The organism is Pseudomonadota bacterium (genome assembly GCA_039193195.1).
GTDB lineage: Bacteria > Pseudomonadota > Gammaproteobacteria > Steroidobacterales > JBCBZW01 > JBCBZW01.
This window is the reverse complement of record JBCCWS010000002.1, coordinates 394358-411089: the sequence shown is the minus strand read 5'-3', so window position 1 is coordinate 411089 and position 16732 is coordinate 394358. Positions and strand designations below refer to the sequence as shown.

The window sequence follows — 16732 nt, the reverse complement described above, 5'->3', positions numbered from 1 at the left end:
AGCTGATCATCCCGGGCACCGACGGTGCTGCTGGTGCTCACCTACGCCCTTTCGCAGGGTCGACGTATCGCCGTCGCCTGCGCCGTGGGCGTAGCCCTCGGCGATCTGGCTGCCATGAGCGTCTCCCTGCTCGGACTCGGTGCCCTGATGCAGGCCTGCGCAACGGCGTTCGCCACCCTGAAGTGGATCGGCGCGCCTAACCTCGTCTAGTTGGGGATCAGCATGTGGCGACAGGCACCGCGCGCCGATGACACCTGCGAGCAGCCCTCGACCGACGCCGTAAACGCCTGCCAGGTGCTCGGGCACTCAGCCCTGGTCACCGCCCTCAATCCGAAAAGCATCGGTTTTTGCATCGCTTTCGTGCCTCAGTTCATGACGCCGCAGGCACCCCTGGCGGGGCAGGCTGCGGTGCTCATCGCCACCTTCGTCAGCCTCGCGTTCCTGAATGCCCTCGCCTACGCCGTGCTGGCGGACCTGATCCGACAACAACTCACTAGTGCTGGGGCGCGGCGACGCCTCTCCCAGGGCGGCGGCCTCGCGCTCATCACCATGGGCGTGCTCACTGCCACCCTACGCCACCCCACGCCACGCCACGCCACGCCACGCCACGCCACGCCACGCCAGGTTGCGCTCGCGAGACGCTCGGCGGTTGTCAGGCCCCCGAGGGCTGGTAGGCTTCTCCCTCCTTCTCCACCGACCGTAGACCTTATGAGCCAAGCCCCCATGCGCTGGCGCGCTCTCCTCGTGTGCTTCCTCGGCCTGACCAGCCTCGCCTGCACCGCCGCCAAGGCCTGCCGCGCGCCCGAAGGCGGTGGCCCGACGGTAGCCCTCGTGCTCAGCGGCGGCGGCGCCCTCGCCAACACACAGATCGGCGCCATGGCCGTTATCGAGGAACTGAAGATCCCCATTCACTGCGTGGTCGGCACGAGCATGGGCGCAGTGGTGGCCGGCCTCTACGCCGCTGGCTACGACGTGGGCGAGATCCGTGAGATCTTCCGCACCGCGCCATGGCCCGCCCTCTTCGCCAACGTCCAGTCTCGCCGCGACACCACCTTCATCGCCAAGGAGCGCCGCGACGAGTTCTTCTCCGAGTACATCGCCGGCATTACCAGTGATGGGCTCGCCCTGCCGGGCGGCGTCGTCGGCATGGGCAGCATGCAGCAGTACTTCCGCGAGCTCACCCGGCACGTCCCCCTCGCCTCGGACTTCGACGACCTTCGCGTGCCAGTGCGCACGGTGGCTACAAATCTCTCCACGGGCGCCGCCTTCGTGTTCGAGCGCGGCGATCTCGTCGAGGCAATGCTCGCCAGCATGGCCGTGCCCGCCGTGTTCACGCCCCGCATCATCGACGGCGAGGTCTACGTGGACGGCGGCCTCATCCAAAACCTGCCGGTGGAAACTGCGTTGCTCATGGGCGCGGATATCGTGATCGGCATCGACCTCACGATCGAACCGCCGAAGATGGACCGCAGCGTGTCTCTGGCGGATATCAACCTGCAGCTAAACCGCATCACGGTCTGGAACAACTACCTGAAGCAGCTGGAGTTACTGAGCGAACTGGACGTGGTGATCAAGCCGGACTTCGAGGGCCTCAGCGTGAGCTCTTTCGCCCCCGCAGACGCAGATAGTGGCTACGCGCGGGGCCGTGAGGCCGCCGAAGAGTATCGTGAGGCACTCCTGCGCATTCGCGAACTCGCCGCCGCAAGGACGGAGAAAGCCCTCCCTCGCGAAGCACCGGAAGGGGTGCTCGCTGAAGTGCAGATCCGCAACGCCACCAAGATCAGCGACGATGCCCTGCGCGGCCGCCTCGCCTTCGAGCCCCAAGATCTCGGGGAGCCCGCCACGCTTCGCCGAAAGCTGCGTGACCTCGCCTCGTTCGGTGGCTTCGGCGAGGTCGACCTCGCCCTCGACGGCCTAACTCCGGTCGTGCGCACGCTCGAGCGCCCCCTCGGTACTACCCTGATCCAGGCGGGAGCCCGCGGCGCCACAGACTTAGACGGCGACAGCAATTTCGCCCTCCTCGCCCGCATCTCACGCCGCCCCTTTGGCCCCAAGGGCGGCGAGTTCGCCGTCTCCGGCGAGTTCGGCACCAACCTCGGCGTCACCGCCGAGCTATACCGCCCGGTCGGCGCGGAAGGACGATACTTCTTCCTGCCGGCCTTGTCCTACCGCGCCGAGGAGATCTTCTTCGATATCGGCGACGTGAGGCTCGGTGAGTTCTGGCAGCAGACCGCCAATGCGCAGCTGCGCGTTGGCCGAGAGCTCGGCCTGTGGGGCGTGCTCTCCTTCGATGCGCTAATCAACGAGGGGCGTGTCAGGCCTCAGGTCACCGTTGCCCCGGAGCTGTTCCCAGCGGAGGGCTTCAGTAACGCGGGCATCGGCGCCCGCTTCGCGGTGGACACGCTCGACTCCGCCACCTTCCCCCGCTCGGGCATCTCGCTAAACCTCACTGCCCAGCAGCTGGTCGATCTACGCGACGACGACGTCAACGCCAAGTACCGCTTCAGCTTGAGCAAGCCCGTGCCCTTCGGTCGAAACGTCCTTAACTTTCGCGCTCGAGCGGAGTCCATCGATGCTGAGGACAATGATGTTATCGAAATTCTTAGCCTCGGTGGCTTTCGCCGTCTAGGCGCCTTCTCACCAAACTCGATCCCCTCGACCGAGTACGCCCTCCTTGGCATCAGCTACTACCGCCGTCTCGACGCCCCCGAGAAGGTCGGCACGTTACCCGTCTATCTGGGCGCAGATCTCGAGTTTGCCAACGTGAGCTTCGACACCTTCGGCCAAGACGCCGAGGAGAACTTTGGCGCCCTATCCTTCTTTATTGGTGCCGATACCTTTGTCGGCCCTGCCTTCCTCGGCATCGGCTTCAGCGATGAGGGGCGCTACAACTTCTTCCTGAACCTAGGCAGGAACTTCCGCTAGGTGCCGCGTTCTAGGGTTTCCGGCACTAACCAGGACCATACGCCGGCGCCGGCGAGCCCGACGGCGCCGATCACCCACGCGGCGAGCCCAAGGCTGCCCACATGCGCCACCAGCGTCCCCACGAGCAAGGGGGCGCCCGCGCGGCCGGTGTCGCCGATCAGGCGCCAGACGCCGAGGAAGGTGGCCCTATCGTGCGCCGGCGCCAGGTCTGCGCCTAAGGTCAAGACGACCCCAGACCCCATACCGTTGGCCAACCCCATCGCCATCGCCACGGCCACTAAGCTATTGAAATTATTCACTAAGGGAAGCAACGCCAGGGTCGAGACAAGGCCGATCATGCACGGCACGGCAGACCACTTGCGACCGTAGCGATCCATCACCAGCCCTGCGGGTAGGAACAGCACGAGATCCGCGCAGGCCGCCAAGGTGGCCACGAGCGTAATCGTCACCACCTCCAAGCCAAGCGCGTGGCCCATCAGCGGCAGCAGGATGGCGCGGGCGGAGCGCATCAGTTGCAGGGAGATGGAGGCGAAGCCCGCCCGAGCGTAGATACCACCGTGCTCAGCGAGCAACTTGCTTAGGCGAGCTGCAGCCGGTTCCCGAGCGGCGGGTCGGTCTTGATCCAAGGGGCGCGCCTGAGTGGCAACGAACACGGCGGCCAGTGCGCACAGTGCCGCGGAGACGAGCAGAGCCGCGGGAAACCCGTGACGAGCTGCGATCAGGCCGGCAGCCAGGGGACCGGTCAGCGCGCCCACGCGCATCAGGCCGCCAAGCACAGCGATCGCGCGGCCCCGCTCAGCGCTCGCGCACGAGGCGGCGAGATAGGACTGGCGCCCGAGCATCCAGGCGGAGAACGCCGAGCCGGACAGCAACGCGGATAGAGCTAGACCGATCGGGGTGTTGGCGAGGGCAAAGCCGACCATCGCTACGGTAAGCCCGACGAGGCCACCGAGCATCACGGCGCGCTCCCCATGGCGGGCGGCGAGCAGACCGATGGGCAGATCCACGAGCAGCATGCCCAGACCGCGCGCTGCCGCCACAAAGGCGGCGGTGGCCGGCGAGTACCCGAGGGCTAGCACGTACAACGGCACGATGACCAGCATGCCCTCCTGCGCTAGCGACGTGCAGGAGGAAGGGGCGTAGATGGTGAACAGGAGGCGTCGGTACACGGCGAGCGGGCGATAGCGCGGGGCTGCGCAAGCTTATCAGCCCGGTGGGTCCGGCTGGGCGCGCGCCCATACCACGTAGCGCTGGGTCGGGTCGGCGCGCAGGGTGTCGAAGGGGTAGCACGTGATGAGCGCCAGATGCTGTTGCCCGTCCTCGCGCAGGGTGAGCAGCGGTGCGCGGCGAAGGTTATGCACTTCGGTGGCGGACACCCGGTAGGTCACGGTGGTGCCCTCGGCGGTCTGCACGTGCACCGAGTCGCCGACTGCCAGTCGCTCAAGGCCGCGGAAGTGCGTGTCGCGGTGCGCGGCGATCACCGTGGTTCCAACGGATCCGGGGGCGGCTGAAGCGGGCACCCACGCCGGGGCGAAGGCTAGCGCGCTGCCCTCCGTGCCCGCGAGGACGACGTGCGCGGCATCGGGCAACTGCAGGCGCGCCACCGGCCACGCGTCAGCCCAGGACCACGGCCTCGGCGCCAGCTCACCGGCCTGGGCCCGACGCCAGGCACTGCTCAGCAGCCGCTGGGCAAGCATTGCCTTGGCGGGGATAACCGCCGCCTTCAAGCCCAGCGTCGCTCCGCCCAGGAGCAACAGCAGAGCCACCCATGTAGTGGGCGCGAGGATGCGATCGCATCTCACACCGGACACCGGCGCTCGGCGGACGCTCGTGACAAGGTGAGCAGCAAGCCACCGAACAGCATCAGGAACAGGGCCATGGAGCTGAGCCAGGGCGCCGGCGTGGCCGTGGCCAGGTAGCCCACCCGGCGACCGCCCGCGGGCGCGAGGGCGGGCACCACCGCGTCCTCCAGGGAGGCGAACAGGGGACGGTCACGCTCGCGCTCCACGGCGACGAAGCTCGTATGGGGTGTGAGCAATCCGTGACGCAGACCGGTTTCCACCACCATCGCCCGCACGTCGTCCCCGCCGAAGCCGCTGCGCGTGCCATCGGCGAGCAGCGTCGCCACCTTGCGTTGAGCCCAGAGGACACCTACGCCATCCGCCCCGATCGCCCCAGCGAGGGGGATCTGCGCCTGCCAGGTGGCGCCGGAGCCACCGTAGCGACCCGCCAATTCGACGGTGCCTGCTGCGCTCGGCAGGCGTGCACTGACCAACAGCGGCTCGCCGGCGTACAGATCCGGCACTTCCTGCGGCCACACCTCGGCGCCCGCGGGCCACGCGATGGTGATGTCCGTCAGCACCGGGTGCTCGAGGCGGGCGAACAGCGCACTCATACGCTCCGCCACTTCCGTTAGGGTGACAATCTGCGTGTAGGTCCCTCGCCCCACCTCCGCTAAGCGTTGCATCAGGTGCGTGGCGGGAGCAGAGCCGATACCCACCGGGTACAGGCGCGCTTCACCGCGAAGGCGCCGCACCAGAGACTCGAGGGAGCCGTCGGACGACACGGCACCGTCGGTGACGAATACGACCTGACGCAGGTGATCCGCCGGCGGGCGCACGTCCAGGGCGCGGGTCAGGGCCTTGTGCATCTCCGTGCCCCCGTTCGCATCGAGGCCGCGCAGGAACTCGCGTGCCTTGCGGATCTGATGGCGGTCGGCAGGCACAGCGAAGGGGAACAAGGCGGTCGGCTCGTCGGAGAACGCGATCACATTCAGGCGATCCGTCGGCGTGAGCGCATCGAGGGCTAGCTGCGCTGCCCGACGGGCCTGGCGCATCGACTCACCTTGCATGCTGCCCGAGGTATCGACCACCACGATCATCTCTCGCGGGCGGCGCTGCACAGGCAGAGTGTTCGGCGGCACGATCATGGCCAGGGCGTAGTGGTAGCCATCACGCGCTTCCGAGTACACCCCAAAGCGCGGTTGGTCCTGCGCAGAGGGCGAAAAGCGCAAGACGAAATCTCGGTTCATAGCCACCTTACCGTCACGCAAGGTGAGCTGGTGGCCGTAGGCGTCGCTGCGCAACTCGAATCCATGGCTCGGGCTGATCATGGAGTCCGCCGCGATGCCCAGATCCAGGGTCACCTCGAGGGAAGCGAGGGCGCGGTAGTCCTCCGCATCATCAAGGATGGCGGTGCGCAACACGCTGGCGGGGGTGGGGCGGCGGTCGACCGCGCTCACCTTGGCCGGGGCGTAGCGTGGCGTGATCGTCATCGGGAAGCGGAACTCGAAGGCACCGGCTTCCAGGTGCAGCGGCTGCACGTACTTCAACACCACGTCGATGCGCTCGCCGGGCGGGATGTTGGCGACGTTGAGGCCGAAGATGTCGGCGTGCTGCTGTTCCAGCAATCCCACCTGCTGACCGGCTGCCTTCGCTGCTTCGTAGGTACGCCGCGCTTCTTCGCGTTCCTCGATCTGGCCGACGATCTCCCGGTTGGCCAGCACCAAGCGCATCTCTCGAATCGCCCCATCCGCTGGCAGGGGGAAGGTGTACTCACCCGCGACCCAATCCTCGGCCACGTTGATGAAGCCTTGGCGCAGGGTGACGTGGGCAATCACGCCCGAGATGCTCACCTGAACATCGCTGTCGACCCACGGGGCCAGGGCGGTGTTGCCTGACTTATCGTGCAGAAGGAGGCGGCCCGCACCGCTCGTATCCAGGAGCCGCGTGGCCACCTGTGCGGCACGTGCACTGGTGTTCGGAGCCGGCGCGGTCGGTGCGCCGCCGGCACTGCTGCTGCCCGCAGGGACGGCGGACCGCACAGCGGTCGAGGCGGGGCGCTCTGGTACGGGCTCCCCCGGTCCCTGCGCGTTGGCGATGCCAGCGGCGAGCAGCAGCAGGGCGAGGCCGATCGTGAGCGCGATCAGTCGGTACCAGTCACGCTCATCCTGCACCGATGCCAGCGGTGGGGCGAGGGAGCGACTTGGTTCGGCGCGGATCGAAGCGGATGGTTCGGGTTGAGGCGAGCTGGAGGGCGGGGTGCTGGCCATGGCTGGGGTCTCCGTGACGACGGTTGGGATGACCGCCATTGGAGCGCATGCGCCAGGAGGGTTAGGGGGCGGCTGAGGACGGCGCCGTGATCAATCCTGACGAATTGTGGCGCCCGCGGCGGCAATGGCCTCGAAGAGCGCCCCGCGCACGTTCTCGAGTAGGCGCGGCTGGGCGGCGGCCGTGGGGTGGATGCCGTCGGGCTGCATCAGGCTGAAGTCGAGGGCGACCCCTTTCAGCAGGAAGCGGACGAGGTGGACCCCGCCGGTCCCTTCGGCCGCGAGGTCCGTGAATACCGCCTCGAAGTCCGCGGCGTAGTCGGGGCCGTAGTTCGGCGGTATTCGAACACCCACCAGCACGACTTCGGCGCCGGCTTTACGTCCCTCGGCGATCATCGCCGCGAGGTTCGACCGGGTCACATTCACGGGCATGCCGCGTAGGCCGTCGTTGCCGCCAAGTTCCAGCACTAGCACGCGTGGGCGATGCTTCTCGAGCGCGCGCGCGAGACGCGTGCGCCCGCCCGCCGTGGTCTCGCCGCTCACGCTCGCGTTGACCACCCGCCACGCAGGGGTGCGTCGGTCGAGTTCGCGTGCCAACAGATCTGCCCAACCTTCGCCGGGCGCCAGGCCGTAGCCTGCGGTGAGGCTGTCCCCAAACAGGAGCACGGTGGGCGCAGGCGACGCATCGCGCTCCGCTTGCGCGGCGAATACGCGAGGGGAGATTACCAACGATGCGATGCCTACGAGCAGCGCAGTCAGGAGCAAGGCGACGATGCACGACGGCCAATCCGTACTCCGCGCCGAGGGCGTGGGCAAGCAGGTCGAAGGCCCAGAGGGCACGCTGGAGATACTGTCGGAGATCACGTTGCAGATTGCACCTTCAGAGTCGGTGGCTCTGGTCGGACCGTCTGGCGCCGGCAAATCGACGCTGTTGGCTGTGCTCGCGGGCTTGGATACGCCCACCGCCGGCGAAGTGTGGCTGGGCGATCAGGCGATCACAAGCCTGTCCGAGGATGCGCGCGCTCAGCTGCGCAACGCTCGCGTCGGGTTCGTGTTTCAGTCCTTCCATCTGCTGCCATCCCTGACCGCGGTGGAGAACGTGATGCTACCGGCAGAACTCGCCGGCTCGGCGGGCGCCCGCGAGCGGGCGCTGGATGCCCTAAAGGCAGTAGATCTCACCCATCGCGCTCGCCACTACCCCAAGCATCTCTCCGGCGGTGAACGCCAGCGCGTGGCGATCGCGCGCGCTTTCGTGACCGAGCCGCAGCTCCTGTTCGCGGACGAACCGACGGGAAATCTCGACACGCGGACCGGCCAGCGCGTCGCTGACCTGTTGTTTCGCCTGCAGCACGAGGCCGGCGTGACCTTGGTTCTCGTCACCCACGACGACCGTCTCGCCCAGCGCTGCGATCGCGTGCTGCGCCTGGCCGAGGGTCGCCTCACTGAGGCTGACACATGACGCGCCTGCTCACCCTTGCCCTGCGCCTGCTGGTGCGCGACCTACGCGCCGGACACCTGACGGTACTCCTTCTAGGCCTAGTGGTCGCCGTGGGTGCGCTCACGGCCGTGGGCGTGTTCACCGATCGCATTGCGCGCGGGGTCGAACGCCAGTCAGCATCTGTACTAGCCGCTGATCTCAGTGTCCGCAGTGCCCATCCGCCGCGGCCGGAGATCGTGCAGCTGGCAACCGCCACTGACACAGACACGGTGCAGACCGTTGGCTTCCCCACGGTCGTCTCTTGGGCGCAGGACGGCGACGTGCGTCGGGAGCTTGTGTCACTGAAGGCCGCCGAGGACGGCTACCCCCTACGCGGTGAGGTGCTAATCACCGATGGCGTTGGCCAGGAGGGCCGCATCGCCGAAGGACTCCCCGTGCCCGGGGAAGTGTGGGTGGACACGAACCTTCTTTTGCGCCTCGGCGGGAACGTCGGTACACAGATTAGCGTGGGCACCGCAAGCTTCCGCGTCGGTCGCGTATTGGTGAGCCGTCCCGACCAGGCCTTCGCCTTCGCCGAGATCGCGCCCAGCCTGCTGATGCGTCTCGACGACCTCGCCACCACTGGCCTGCTGCGTCCTGGCAGCCGCGTCGTCTACCGCCAGCTCTTCGCGGGCGACGCCGCATCCGTCGGCGCCCTGGAAACCGCCCTTGAGGGTGCGCTCGCGCCGAGTGAAACCCTCACCGACCCCGCCTCACTGCAAGGGCCGATCCGCGACGCCCTCAACAACCTGCGCCGCTTCCTCGGCCTCGCCGCCATGAGCGCGGTGATCCTGGCCGCGGCCGCGGTGGCCATCGCTGCATCCCGCTTCATGCGACGGCACCTGGACACGGCTGCCCTAATGAAGGTCTTGGGCCGTAGCCAGGGTGAGGTAGCCATCGTGTTCGCCGTGGAGCTCGGCGCCGTGGCCGTGGCGGGCGCGCTACTCGGCATGGCGCTGGGACTACTCGTGCAGACAGGACTCACAGGGATCGCCGCGCGGCTCATAGACGTCACGCTGCCGCCGGCGGCGGCGTGGCCTCTGGGGGTCGGCCTGGTAACCGCGCTGCTGGTGAGCGGCGGCTTCGCCTTACCGCAGCTACTCGCTCTCCAGCGTACGCCTGCGCTACGAGTCTTGCGCTCCGACCTACCCCCACCCGGCGCCGGCCAATGGATAAGTTACCTAAGTGCAACGATTGCATTAGGCGGACTACTATGGTTGATCGTGGATGACCCTCGCCTGGTGCTCTGGCTGCTTGGCGGACTCGCTGGGGCTGCCCTGCTTATGTTGCTGCTAGCGTACGCCGCGGTGCGCCTGGTGGGCGTGTCTCGCGCGGGCGTCGGCGTTGCATGGCGCTACGGCCTGGCAAACCTCGGGCGACGGGGCTGGGATAGCGCCACCCAGGTGGTCGCCTTCGGACTCGGCTTGGCGGTAATGATGCTGTTGGCCCTGCTTCGCGGCGATCTGCTGGAAGCCTGGCAACGCAGCCTACCGCCCGATGCGCCGAACTATTTTCTGCTCAACATCCAACCGCAAGAGCGCGAGGGCGTACGCGCGCTCTTCGAGGAGGCTGGCGTCGAAACGGCAGCTTACGCACCCCTTAGCCGAGGACGCCTGGTCTCGATCAACGACACCGCCATCGACAAGGTGGCGTTCCCACGCGATGAGGGCGGCGTGTTCGCCAGCCGGGAAGCCAACATTAGCTGGGCAGCCAACTTACCGCCGGCCAATCGCGTCGTCCGCGGGCAATGGTGGGAGGACGGCGACGCTGTGCGAGAGGTGTCCGTGGAGGAGGAGACCTTCGCCACGCTTGGCCTCGCCCTCGGCGATCGACTGATCTTCTCCGCCGGCGGAGAGGAGTTCGCAGTGTCAGTGACCAGCGTGCGCGAAGTGGACTGGGACTCCTTCGAGCCGAACTTCTTCCTGGTGTTCTCCCCAGGTGCCCTCGGCGACTTCCCAGCGAGCTACCTCACGAGCGCTCACGTGGATGACGATCAACGCAACGCCCTCGTCGCCCTCGGTCAGCGCTATCCTACGGTGACCGTCTACGACGTGAATGCCCTGCTCACGCAGGTGCGCTCCACCGTGTCGCGCGCGGTGGCAGCGGTGCAGTATGTGTTCGCCTTGAGCCTGATTGCTGCGGTACTCGTGCTGCTTGCAGCGGTGGAGTCGACGCGCGAGCCGCGGATGGTGGAGGCTGCCACCCTGCGTGCCTTGGGTGCGTCGCGTCGGCAGGTGTTGGCGGGGATCGCGGCCGAGTACTCGGCGATCGGGGCGCTGGCGGGGCTTGGCGGCGCGATCGGGGCAGGCGTCACGGGGTATTTCCTCGCCCGCGAGGCGTTCTCCTTCGACTACGTGCCAGCACCGTCACTGTTGCTGATCGGCGTGTTACTCGGATGGCTTCTCGTGGGGATCGCCGGGGTGGCCTCAGCGGGGCGCAGCGCGTCTGTACCGCCCGTGAGGGTATTGGCAGGTTAGGGGGTGGTTTCGCTAGCGCGTCTGGCTCCATTAAGCTCTAGCGCTTTGTGCTGATCACCGCTCGCCCATGCCACCACCCAATTCCCTCCGCCTCACTGTTGTGGCCTTGTGCGCCTTCGGCCTAAGCGCGTGCGGTGAACAGCCGCGAGCACCGGCGCCGGGGAGTGGGTCAGCCCCGCTCACCACGACGGCCCAGGGCGTGACAAGCGGACCGGCCCCCTTCGCCGACATCACCGACCGCAGCGGCATGCGCTTCGTGCACCAGAACGGCCGCTCGGACCAACGCTACATGCCCGAGATTATGGGCGCGGGCGCCGCCCTCTTCGACGCTGACGGCGACGGCGATCTCGACGTCTACCTGCTCCAAGGCGGCCCCTTGGACAACCCTGCCGTGCCCCGCCAGGACGTGCTCCTGCGCAACGACCTCAACGCCGACGGCGAGCTGCGCTTCACCGACATCACCACCGGCGCCGGCATCCCCGCCGACGGCTACGGCATGGGCGTGGCTACGGGCGATGTGAACAGCGACGGCCTCGCCGATCTCTACATCACCAACTGGGGTCCGAACCGCCTCCTGCTCAGCCGCGGCGACGGCACCTTCGAGGACATCACGGACGCGGCCGGCGCGGACGATCCCGCCTGGTCCGTGCCCGCCACCTTCCTAGACCTCGACGCCGACGGCTACCTCGACCTCTTCGTCGGCAACTACGTCGACTTCCGCCTCGCCAACCACCAGGACTGCTTCACCGCCACCGGCGCCTCGGACTACTGCAGCCCCCTGAGCTACGGCTCCACCCGCGATCGACTCCTGCGCAACACGGGCGAGGGCACCTTCGAGGACGTGAGCGCCGCCGCCGGTGTGCGCGGGATCGCCAGCAAGGCCCTAGGCGTGATCACCGGCGACTTCAACGACGACGGTCGCACCGACCTCTACGTCGCCAACGACGGCGTCGCCAACCAGCTCTGGATCAACCAGGGCGACGGCACCTTCCAGGAGGACGCCCTCTTCGCCGGCTGCGCCGTGAACTTCGAAGGCGCGCCCGAAGCAAGCATGGGCGTCGACGCCGCCGACGTGGACGGCGACGGTGACGAAGACATCTTCATGACCCACCTGCGCGGCGAGACCAACACGCTCTACCTCAACCGCGGCGACGCCGTCTTCGAAGATCGCACCCTACGCTTCGGCCTCGCCGCCAGCAGCCTCGCCGCCACCGGCTTCGGCACCGCCTGGCTCGACGTGGAAAACGACGGCCTATTGGATCTACTCGCCGTGAATGGCGCCGTAACCGTGGAGGAGAAGCTCGCCCTCGCCGGCGACGACTTCCCCTACCATCAGCCGAACCAACTGTTCCGCAACGTGAGCACAGGCGACACACTCGCCTTTGAGGCTTACACCCACGACGCGCAAGACCCCTTCGCCCGCTCCGAGGTGAGCCGCGGCGCCGCCTTCGGCGACCTCGACAACGACGGCGACACCGACGTCGTGATCACCAACAACGGCGGACCGGCGCGCGTGCTGGAGAACCGCGTCGGCCAGGACGGCGACTGGATCGGCCTGTCCTTACGGGTGGGAGCCGAACAAGGGCACGCCCTCGGCGCCGCCGCAACGGTGACCCTGACCAACGGACAGCGATGGCTTCGGCGCGTGCGCACCGCGGGCAGCTACGTCTCTACCAACGACCCTCGCCTACTCTTCGGTTTAGGTGCACGGGGCAGCAGCCCGCAGGACGTGACAGTTACCGTGCGTTGGGTGGACGGCACCCGCGAGCAGTTCGGCTCCCTTCCCTCGCAGCGTTACCACACGCTGGTGCGCGGCACGGGCAGCACGCGCCCATGATCCGCCGCGCACACATCCTCTCGCTCAGCGCCCTAGCGGCGCTGCTCGGCGCATGCGCGCCGGAGGCCCCCGACGCGCCCCCGGCGCCCCTGCGCACTCTGGAGGCGCCCGTCGCCGACGCGATGAGCGAGGACGTGGCGGCCTACATGGCGCAGCGCTGGGAGGAGTTCCAGACCAACCTCGATGCCGCCGACGGCGACACGGCCCGCGCCGAGGCCTACGCCGACTACGGGCTCGCGAGCTTCGGCAACGGCCTCGTCCTCCCCGCCCGGGTTGCCTTCGAGAACGCCGTCGCCCTCGATCTTGATGACGCCCGTTGGGTCTACTTCCTCGCCCTGCTCCACCAGTTCACGGGCGACTTCGACCAGGCCACCTCTGCCCTGGAACGCGTGCTCGACCAACGTCCCGGCGATGTCCCGACCCTCCTACGCCTCGGCGACGTACGCTTCGAGCAGGCACGCCTGGACGAGGCGAGCGACGCCTACAAACAGGTGTTGGCGAGCTCGCCTCGCGAAGCCGCCGCCCACTACGGCCTCGGCCAGATCGCAAGCACCCGCGGCGATGATCGCGCCGCCGTGCGCCACTTCGAAACAGTCCTCGCCGAACAACCCGGCGCGAACCGCGCCCACTACCTCCTCGGCCTCGCCTACCGCAACCTCGGCGAGAATGAGAAGGCTCGCGCGAGCCTCGCCCAACATGGCATGGTGGAACCGTCCTTCGAAGATCCGTTGTTCGATGCCATCAGCGGCGGCGAATCGCGCATCGGCGGCCTGTACACCTCGCTCACGCTCGGCTCCGAGGCGCTCATCGACGGCGACTACCGCCGCGCCGCCGAACAATTCCGTCAGGCCACCGAAGACCTACCGAACGACGCACGGGCCTGGGTAGGCCTCGCCCGCGCCCTCACCCGCCTGGGCCAGGGCGACGATGCCGCGGATGCCTACGAGCAAGCGCTCGCCATAGAAGAGAGCGCCGACGCCCATCTAGCGCTCGGGAAGCTGCAGCTTGCGAGCAAACGCTACGAGGATGCCGAACCGCACTTTCGCCACGCCCTGGCGCTCGACCCAGCCCTGGCGGACGCCCATCTCGGCTTGGCTGATCTGCTTATCGCCACCGAGCGACCGGAGAGCGCCATCGAAGCGTACGACGCCGCGCTCGCCCTGGCTCCCGAGGATCGCCAGCTACTGCTAACTCGCGCCGAGGCCTTGTTGCCTCTCGGTCGCAGCGAGCAGGCCCTGGCGCCGATCGCCGCGGCGACGCAGGCCAACCCGGGCGACGGGGTGTTGCGAGGTGCCTACGGCATCCTCCTGGCCCAGGCTGGGCGCGCAGATGAGGCGGCCGCCGAACTCAACGACGCACTCGTCCAGACCAGTGACGACGGCGGCCGCGCCCGCGTCTGGTACGCCATCGGGCGCCTGGAGCAGGAGGCGCAGAAGGTGCCGGAGGCGATCGAAGCCTTCGAGCAAGCCCTCAGCGCTGACCCAGATCACCAACCCTCACGCCTAGGCCTCGCACGCACCCAGGCCGGCGGTCGTCGCTACGCCTCCGCTGTCACCACCTATGAAGCTTACTTAGCTTACGCACCCAGCGATACCCAGGTGCGCATGGAGGCCACCATGAGCGCGGTGCTCGGCGGCAGCGGTCCCGACGCCCTGCGCCTGCTCGAGGCCGGCGCGGCGCTGCAGAGCCCCAGCCCCCGCGTGCTCTCCTCCCTGGCCCGCCTGTTGGTGCTCACCGGCGACCCGGCCGTGCGCGATGTGGACCGTGCCCTGGGGCTCGCCGAGCGGTCCCTGCGCCGCAGCGGCGCGATCGGCCATGCGGAGACCTTGGCCTTGGCCCTGGCAGCGGCGGGTCGCGCTGCCGATGCCATCGAGCTGCAGGAGCAGGTGCTGGGCCAGGCCCAGGGGCGCGCCAGCGAGGCCCAGCTCAATCGCATCCAGGACAACTTGGCCCGCTATCGCAGCGGCAGCCTCGGCCGCTTGCCCCTGGACGCCGGCTAGGACGATCCGCTGCGCAATTCCTCGCCCGATTTTCGGCGGCATCGCGGGACGCCGATGGTAGGGTGCGCCCATGCACGCCCTAATCGATCTGCCCAACGATGAGATGCTCTACGCCGCCCTCCTGTCACGCGACAGCGCCTACGAGGGTCGCGCCTACGTGTGCGTGGCCAGCACGGGCATCTTCTGCCGCCTGACCTGCCCTGCGCGCAAGCCCAAGCGCGAGAACTGTACCTTCTACAGCACCGTCGGTGAGTGCCTGGAGGCCGGCTATCGCGCCTGCAAGCGCTGCCAGCCCTTGGCGGACGCGGCGGCGATGGACCCGATGATCAGCGCCTTGCTCGACGCCCTGGAGGCAGACCCGACACGGCGCTGGCTGGAGGTCGACGTACAACGCCTCGGCTACGACCCATCCACCGTGCGCAAGCACTTCAAACACCAGTTCGGCATGACGTTCCTGGAGATGGCCCGCCAACGGCGCCTTAAGGCCGGCTTCGACACCTTGCGCGAGGGCGGCGCCGTGATCGATGCCCAGCTCGACGCGCGCTTCGACTCCCCCAGTGCCTTCCGCAGCGCCTTCGCTCAGCTGCTGGGCTGCGCGCCGGGCGCTCTCGATCCGAAGCCGACCCTGATGGTGAACTGGCTTACGACTCCACTAGGTGACATGATCAGCGTGACCTCGCGCACACACCTACACCTGCTGGAGTTCTTTGAGCGCAAGGCCTTGAAGACAGAACTGAACAAGCTCGCGGCAGCAGTGAAGGGCCGGATAGGCTTTGGTGCATGCTCGCCGGCCGAGCAGATCGACGCCGAGCTCCGGGCCTACTTCGCGGGCACCTCAGCGGCCTTCGAAACGCCCGTAGCCTTTGCAGGCACCGCCTTCCAACAGAGCGTCTGGCACGCTTTAGTGGAGATTCCTCCGAGCGAGACGCGCAGCTACGCCGACATCGCCCGGGCGATCGGCCAACCTACCGCCACCCGCGCCGTGGCCCGCGCCAACGGGGCCAATCAGCTGGCGTTGATCGTGCCCTGCCATCGAGTGATCGGCGCGGATGGGTCGCTGACCGGCTACGGCGGTGGCTTGTGGCGCAAGCAGAGACTGCTGGAGATCGAAGCGTGCTATCGCCCGACGACACGATGAACACCGCCGACGCCACCTTTCGATCGCTGCACGTGCCCGGTAGGCCGCTGGTGCTCTATGACGTCTAGGACGCGGGCAGCGCCACCGCCGTTGCGTCGGCGGGGGCGCCTGCGATCGCCACGGGAAGTTGGGCAGGGGCCGCCAGCACAGGGGTGCGAGGATGGGGAACAGATCCCCATCGATACCATGCTCAGAGTGGCCGAACTTATCGCCGCTACGGTCACCGCTCCCTTCGGCATCGACGTCGAAGGGGCGTACCGCCACCCGTGAAAACCCGATTGAGCCCACTGGCTACACCACGAGAGCGACGCGACGGCTTTGTGAACACGTCTCAACTTGTGGACCCGCCGCTGCGTTGCGCTTCAATGCGAGTGGCCCGCTCTCGGGGATCGGCGATCTCATAGGACATGAAGTAGCCCTGGTCATCAACAGGCTTCGCGATTGCCAGCCGCCCCCTACCGAACACCCTTATTGCTCGTATGGTCGAGTAGTCGTCCCGAATGACGACGGTTACGTGCATCAGGTTGTTTTCGCATTTTCCCGAGAGGAAAAGTCCGTTGGGAATGACTTCCGTTTTGGAGATGTTAGGGACGCAGGACAAATCCTCCGCTAGCGCAAAGGTGGTCGCGAGATACTCGCGCGGAGCGTGGCCGGCCACCCACCGCGCTAACTCGGCCTGGTTCGCCAAAAGCAGCTTATTGTGCTTCGTCTCAAAGCGCGCCGGTAAATGATTGGCCATCAGCGCGCGGGCTTAACGGTTCCGCTCGTCAGAAGTGTCGACAACACTTAGCGAAGCCAATGGCTGGTTGAGTTCTGGTTCAGTCGTAGCT

The 16732-nt window shown here is 67.6% G+C and carries 11 protein-coding genes and 2 pseudogenes; 8 read left to right on the top strand and 5 right to left on the bottom strand.

The features are described from left to right. The first annotated feature begins 24 nt into the window (after positions 1-24). A pseudogene (locus AAGA68_03990) lies at positions 25-504 on the top strand (LysE family translocator). A gap of 45 nt (positions 505-549) precedes the next feature. Beyond that, positions 550-2925, top strand: a complete 2376-nt coding sequence (locus tag AAGA68_03985) for a patatin-like phospholipase family protein (protein MEM9384195.1) — start codon at positions 550-552, stop codon at positions 2923-2925. On the opposite strand, the gene AAGA68_03980 is transcribed toward AAGA68_03985, so the two are convergent. The 4 genes from AAGA68_03980 to AAGA68_03965 all read right to left on the bottom strand — a co-directional run bounded on the left by AAGA68_03980 (position 2922) and on the right by AAGA68_03965 (position 7738). Continuing rightward, positions 2922-4094 carry an MFS transporter gene (locus AAGA68_03980; GenBank protein MEM9384194.1) on the bottom strand — a complete coding sequence of 391 codons (1173 nt, stop codon included), beginning with the start codon at positions 4092-4094 and terminating at the stop codon, positions 2922-2924. The genes AAGA68_03985 and AAGA68_03980 overlap by 4 nt on opposite strands. 36 nt (positions 4095-4130) lie before the next feature. Then, a complete protein-coding gene (locus AAGA68_03975; GenBank protein ID MEM9384193.1) occupies positions 4131-4736 on the bottom strand; it encodes a class GN sortase in 606 nt (201 codons plus the stop codon). Then, a complete protein-coding gene (locus tag AAGA68_03970; protein MEM9384192.1) occupies positions 4724-6976 on the bottom strand; it encodes a marine proteobacterial sortase target protein in 2253 nt (750 codons plus the stop codon). Before AAGA68_03970 ends, AAGA68_03975 begins: the two co-directional genes overlap by 13 nt. A gap of 90 nt (positions 6977-7066) precedes the next feature. Then, the gene (locus AAGA68_03965; GenBank protein ID MEM9384191.1) at positions 7067-7738 is read right to left on the bottom strand and encodes an arylesterase; all 672 of its coding nucleotides are present in this window, start codon (positions 7736-7738) and stop codon (positions 7067-7069) included. A gap of 7 nt (positions 7739-7745) precedes the next feature. Here AAGA68_03965 and AAGA68_03960 point away from each other — a divergent pair, with 7 nt between their 5' ends. The 6 genes and pseudogenes from AAGA68_03960 to AAGA68_03935 all read left to right on the top strand — a co-directional run bounded on the left by AAGA68_03960 (position 7746) and on the right by AAGA68_03935 (position 16079). Next, the gene (locus AAGA68_03960; protein MEM9384190.1) at positions 7746-8432 is read left to right on the top strand and encodes an ABC transporter ATP-binding protein; all 687 of its coding nucleotides are present in this window, start codon (positions 7746-7748) and stop codon (positions 8430-8432) included. Further along, on the top strand, positions 8429-10927 hold the full coding sequence (locus AAGA68_03955; protein MEM9384189.1) for an FtsX-like permease family protein: 2499 nt from the start codon (positions 8429-8431) through the stop codon (positions 10925-10927). The genes AAGA68_03960 and AAGA68_03955 overlap by 4 nt, the downstream gene beginning before the upstream one ends. A gap of 199 nt (positions 10928-11126) precedes the next feature. Beyond that, on the top strand, positions 11127-12764 hold the full coding sequence (locus tag AAGA68_03950) for a CRTAC1 family protein (protein ID MEM9384188.1): 1638 nt from the start codon (positions 11127-11129) through the stop codon (positions 12762-12764). After that, the gene (locus AAGA68_03945) at positions 12761-14764 is read left to right on the top strand and encodes a tetratricopeptide repeat protein (protein ID MEM9384187.1); all 2004 of its coding nucleotides are present in this window, start codon (positions 12761-12763) and stop codon (positions 14762-14764) included. Before AAGA68_03950 ends, AAGA68_03945 begins: the two co-directional genes overlap by 4 nt. Before the next feature lie 70 nt (positions 14765-14834). Next, positions 14835-15902: a trifunctional transcriptional activator/DNA repair protein Ada/methylated-DNA--[protein]-cysteine S-methyltransferase gene (locus AAGA68_03940; GenBank protein ID MEM9384186.1), complete on the top strand. Its 1068-nt coding sequence runs from the start codon at positions 14835-14837 to the stop codon at positions 15900-15902. After that, a pseudogene (locus AAGA68_03935) lies at positions 15899-16079 on the top strand (isocitrate lyase/phosphoenolpyruvate mutase family protein). Before AAGA68_03940 ends, AAGA68_03935 begins: the two are co-directional and overlap by 4 nt. A gap of 154 nt (positions 16080-16233) precedes the next feature. On the opposite strand, the gene AAGA68_03930 reads toward AAGA68_03935, so the two are convergent. Continuing rightward, positions 16234-16641: a hypothetical protein gene (locus AAGA68_03930; GenBank protein ID MEM9384185.1), complete on the bottom strand. Its 408-nt coding sequence runs from the start codon at positions 16639-16641 to the stop codon at positions 16234-16236. Positions 16642-16732: the final 91 nt, after the last annotated feature.

What these genes read in the sequence shown, in the direction of transcription:
- AAGA68_03985 (MEM9384195.1), top strand. Translation starts at nt 550, where the DNA reads ATGGGCGTGCTCACTGCCACCCTACGCCACCCCACGCCACGCCACGCC.
- AAGA68_03970 (MEM9384192.1), bottom strand. Translation starts at nt 6,976, where the DNA reads ATGGCCAGCACCCCGCCCTCCAGCTCGCCTCAACCCGAACCATCCGCT.
- AAGA68_03960 (MEM9384190.1), top strand. Translation starts at nt 7,746, where the DNA reads ATGCACGACGGCCAATCCGTACTCCGCGCCGAGGGCGTGGGCAAGCAG.
- AAGA68_03955 (MEM9384189.1), top strand. Translation starts at nt 8,429, where the DNA reads ATGACGCGCCTGCTCACCCTTGCCCTGCGCCTGCTGGTGCGCGACCTA.
- AAGA68_03945 (MEM9384187.1), top strand. Translation starts at nt 12,761, where the DNA reads ATGATCCGCCGCGCACACATCCTCTCGCTCAGCGCCCTAGCGGCGCTG.
- AAGA68_03940 (MEM9384186.1), top strand. Translation starts at nt 14,835, where the DNA reads ATGCACGCCCTAATCGATCTGCCCAACGATGAGATGCTCTACGCCGCC.
- AAGA68_03930 (MEM9384185.1), bottom strand. Translation starts at nt 16,641, where the DNA reads ATGGCCAATCATTTACCGGCGCGCTTTGAGACGAAGCACAATAAGCTG.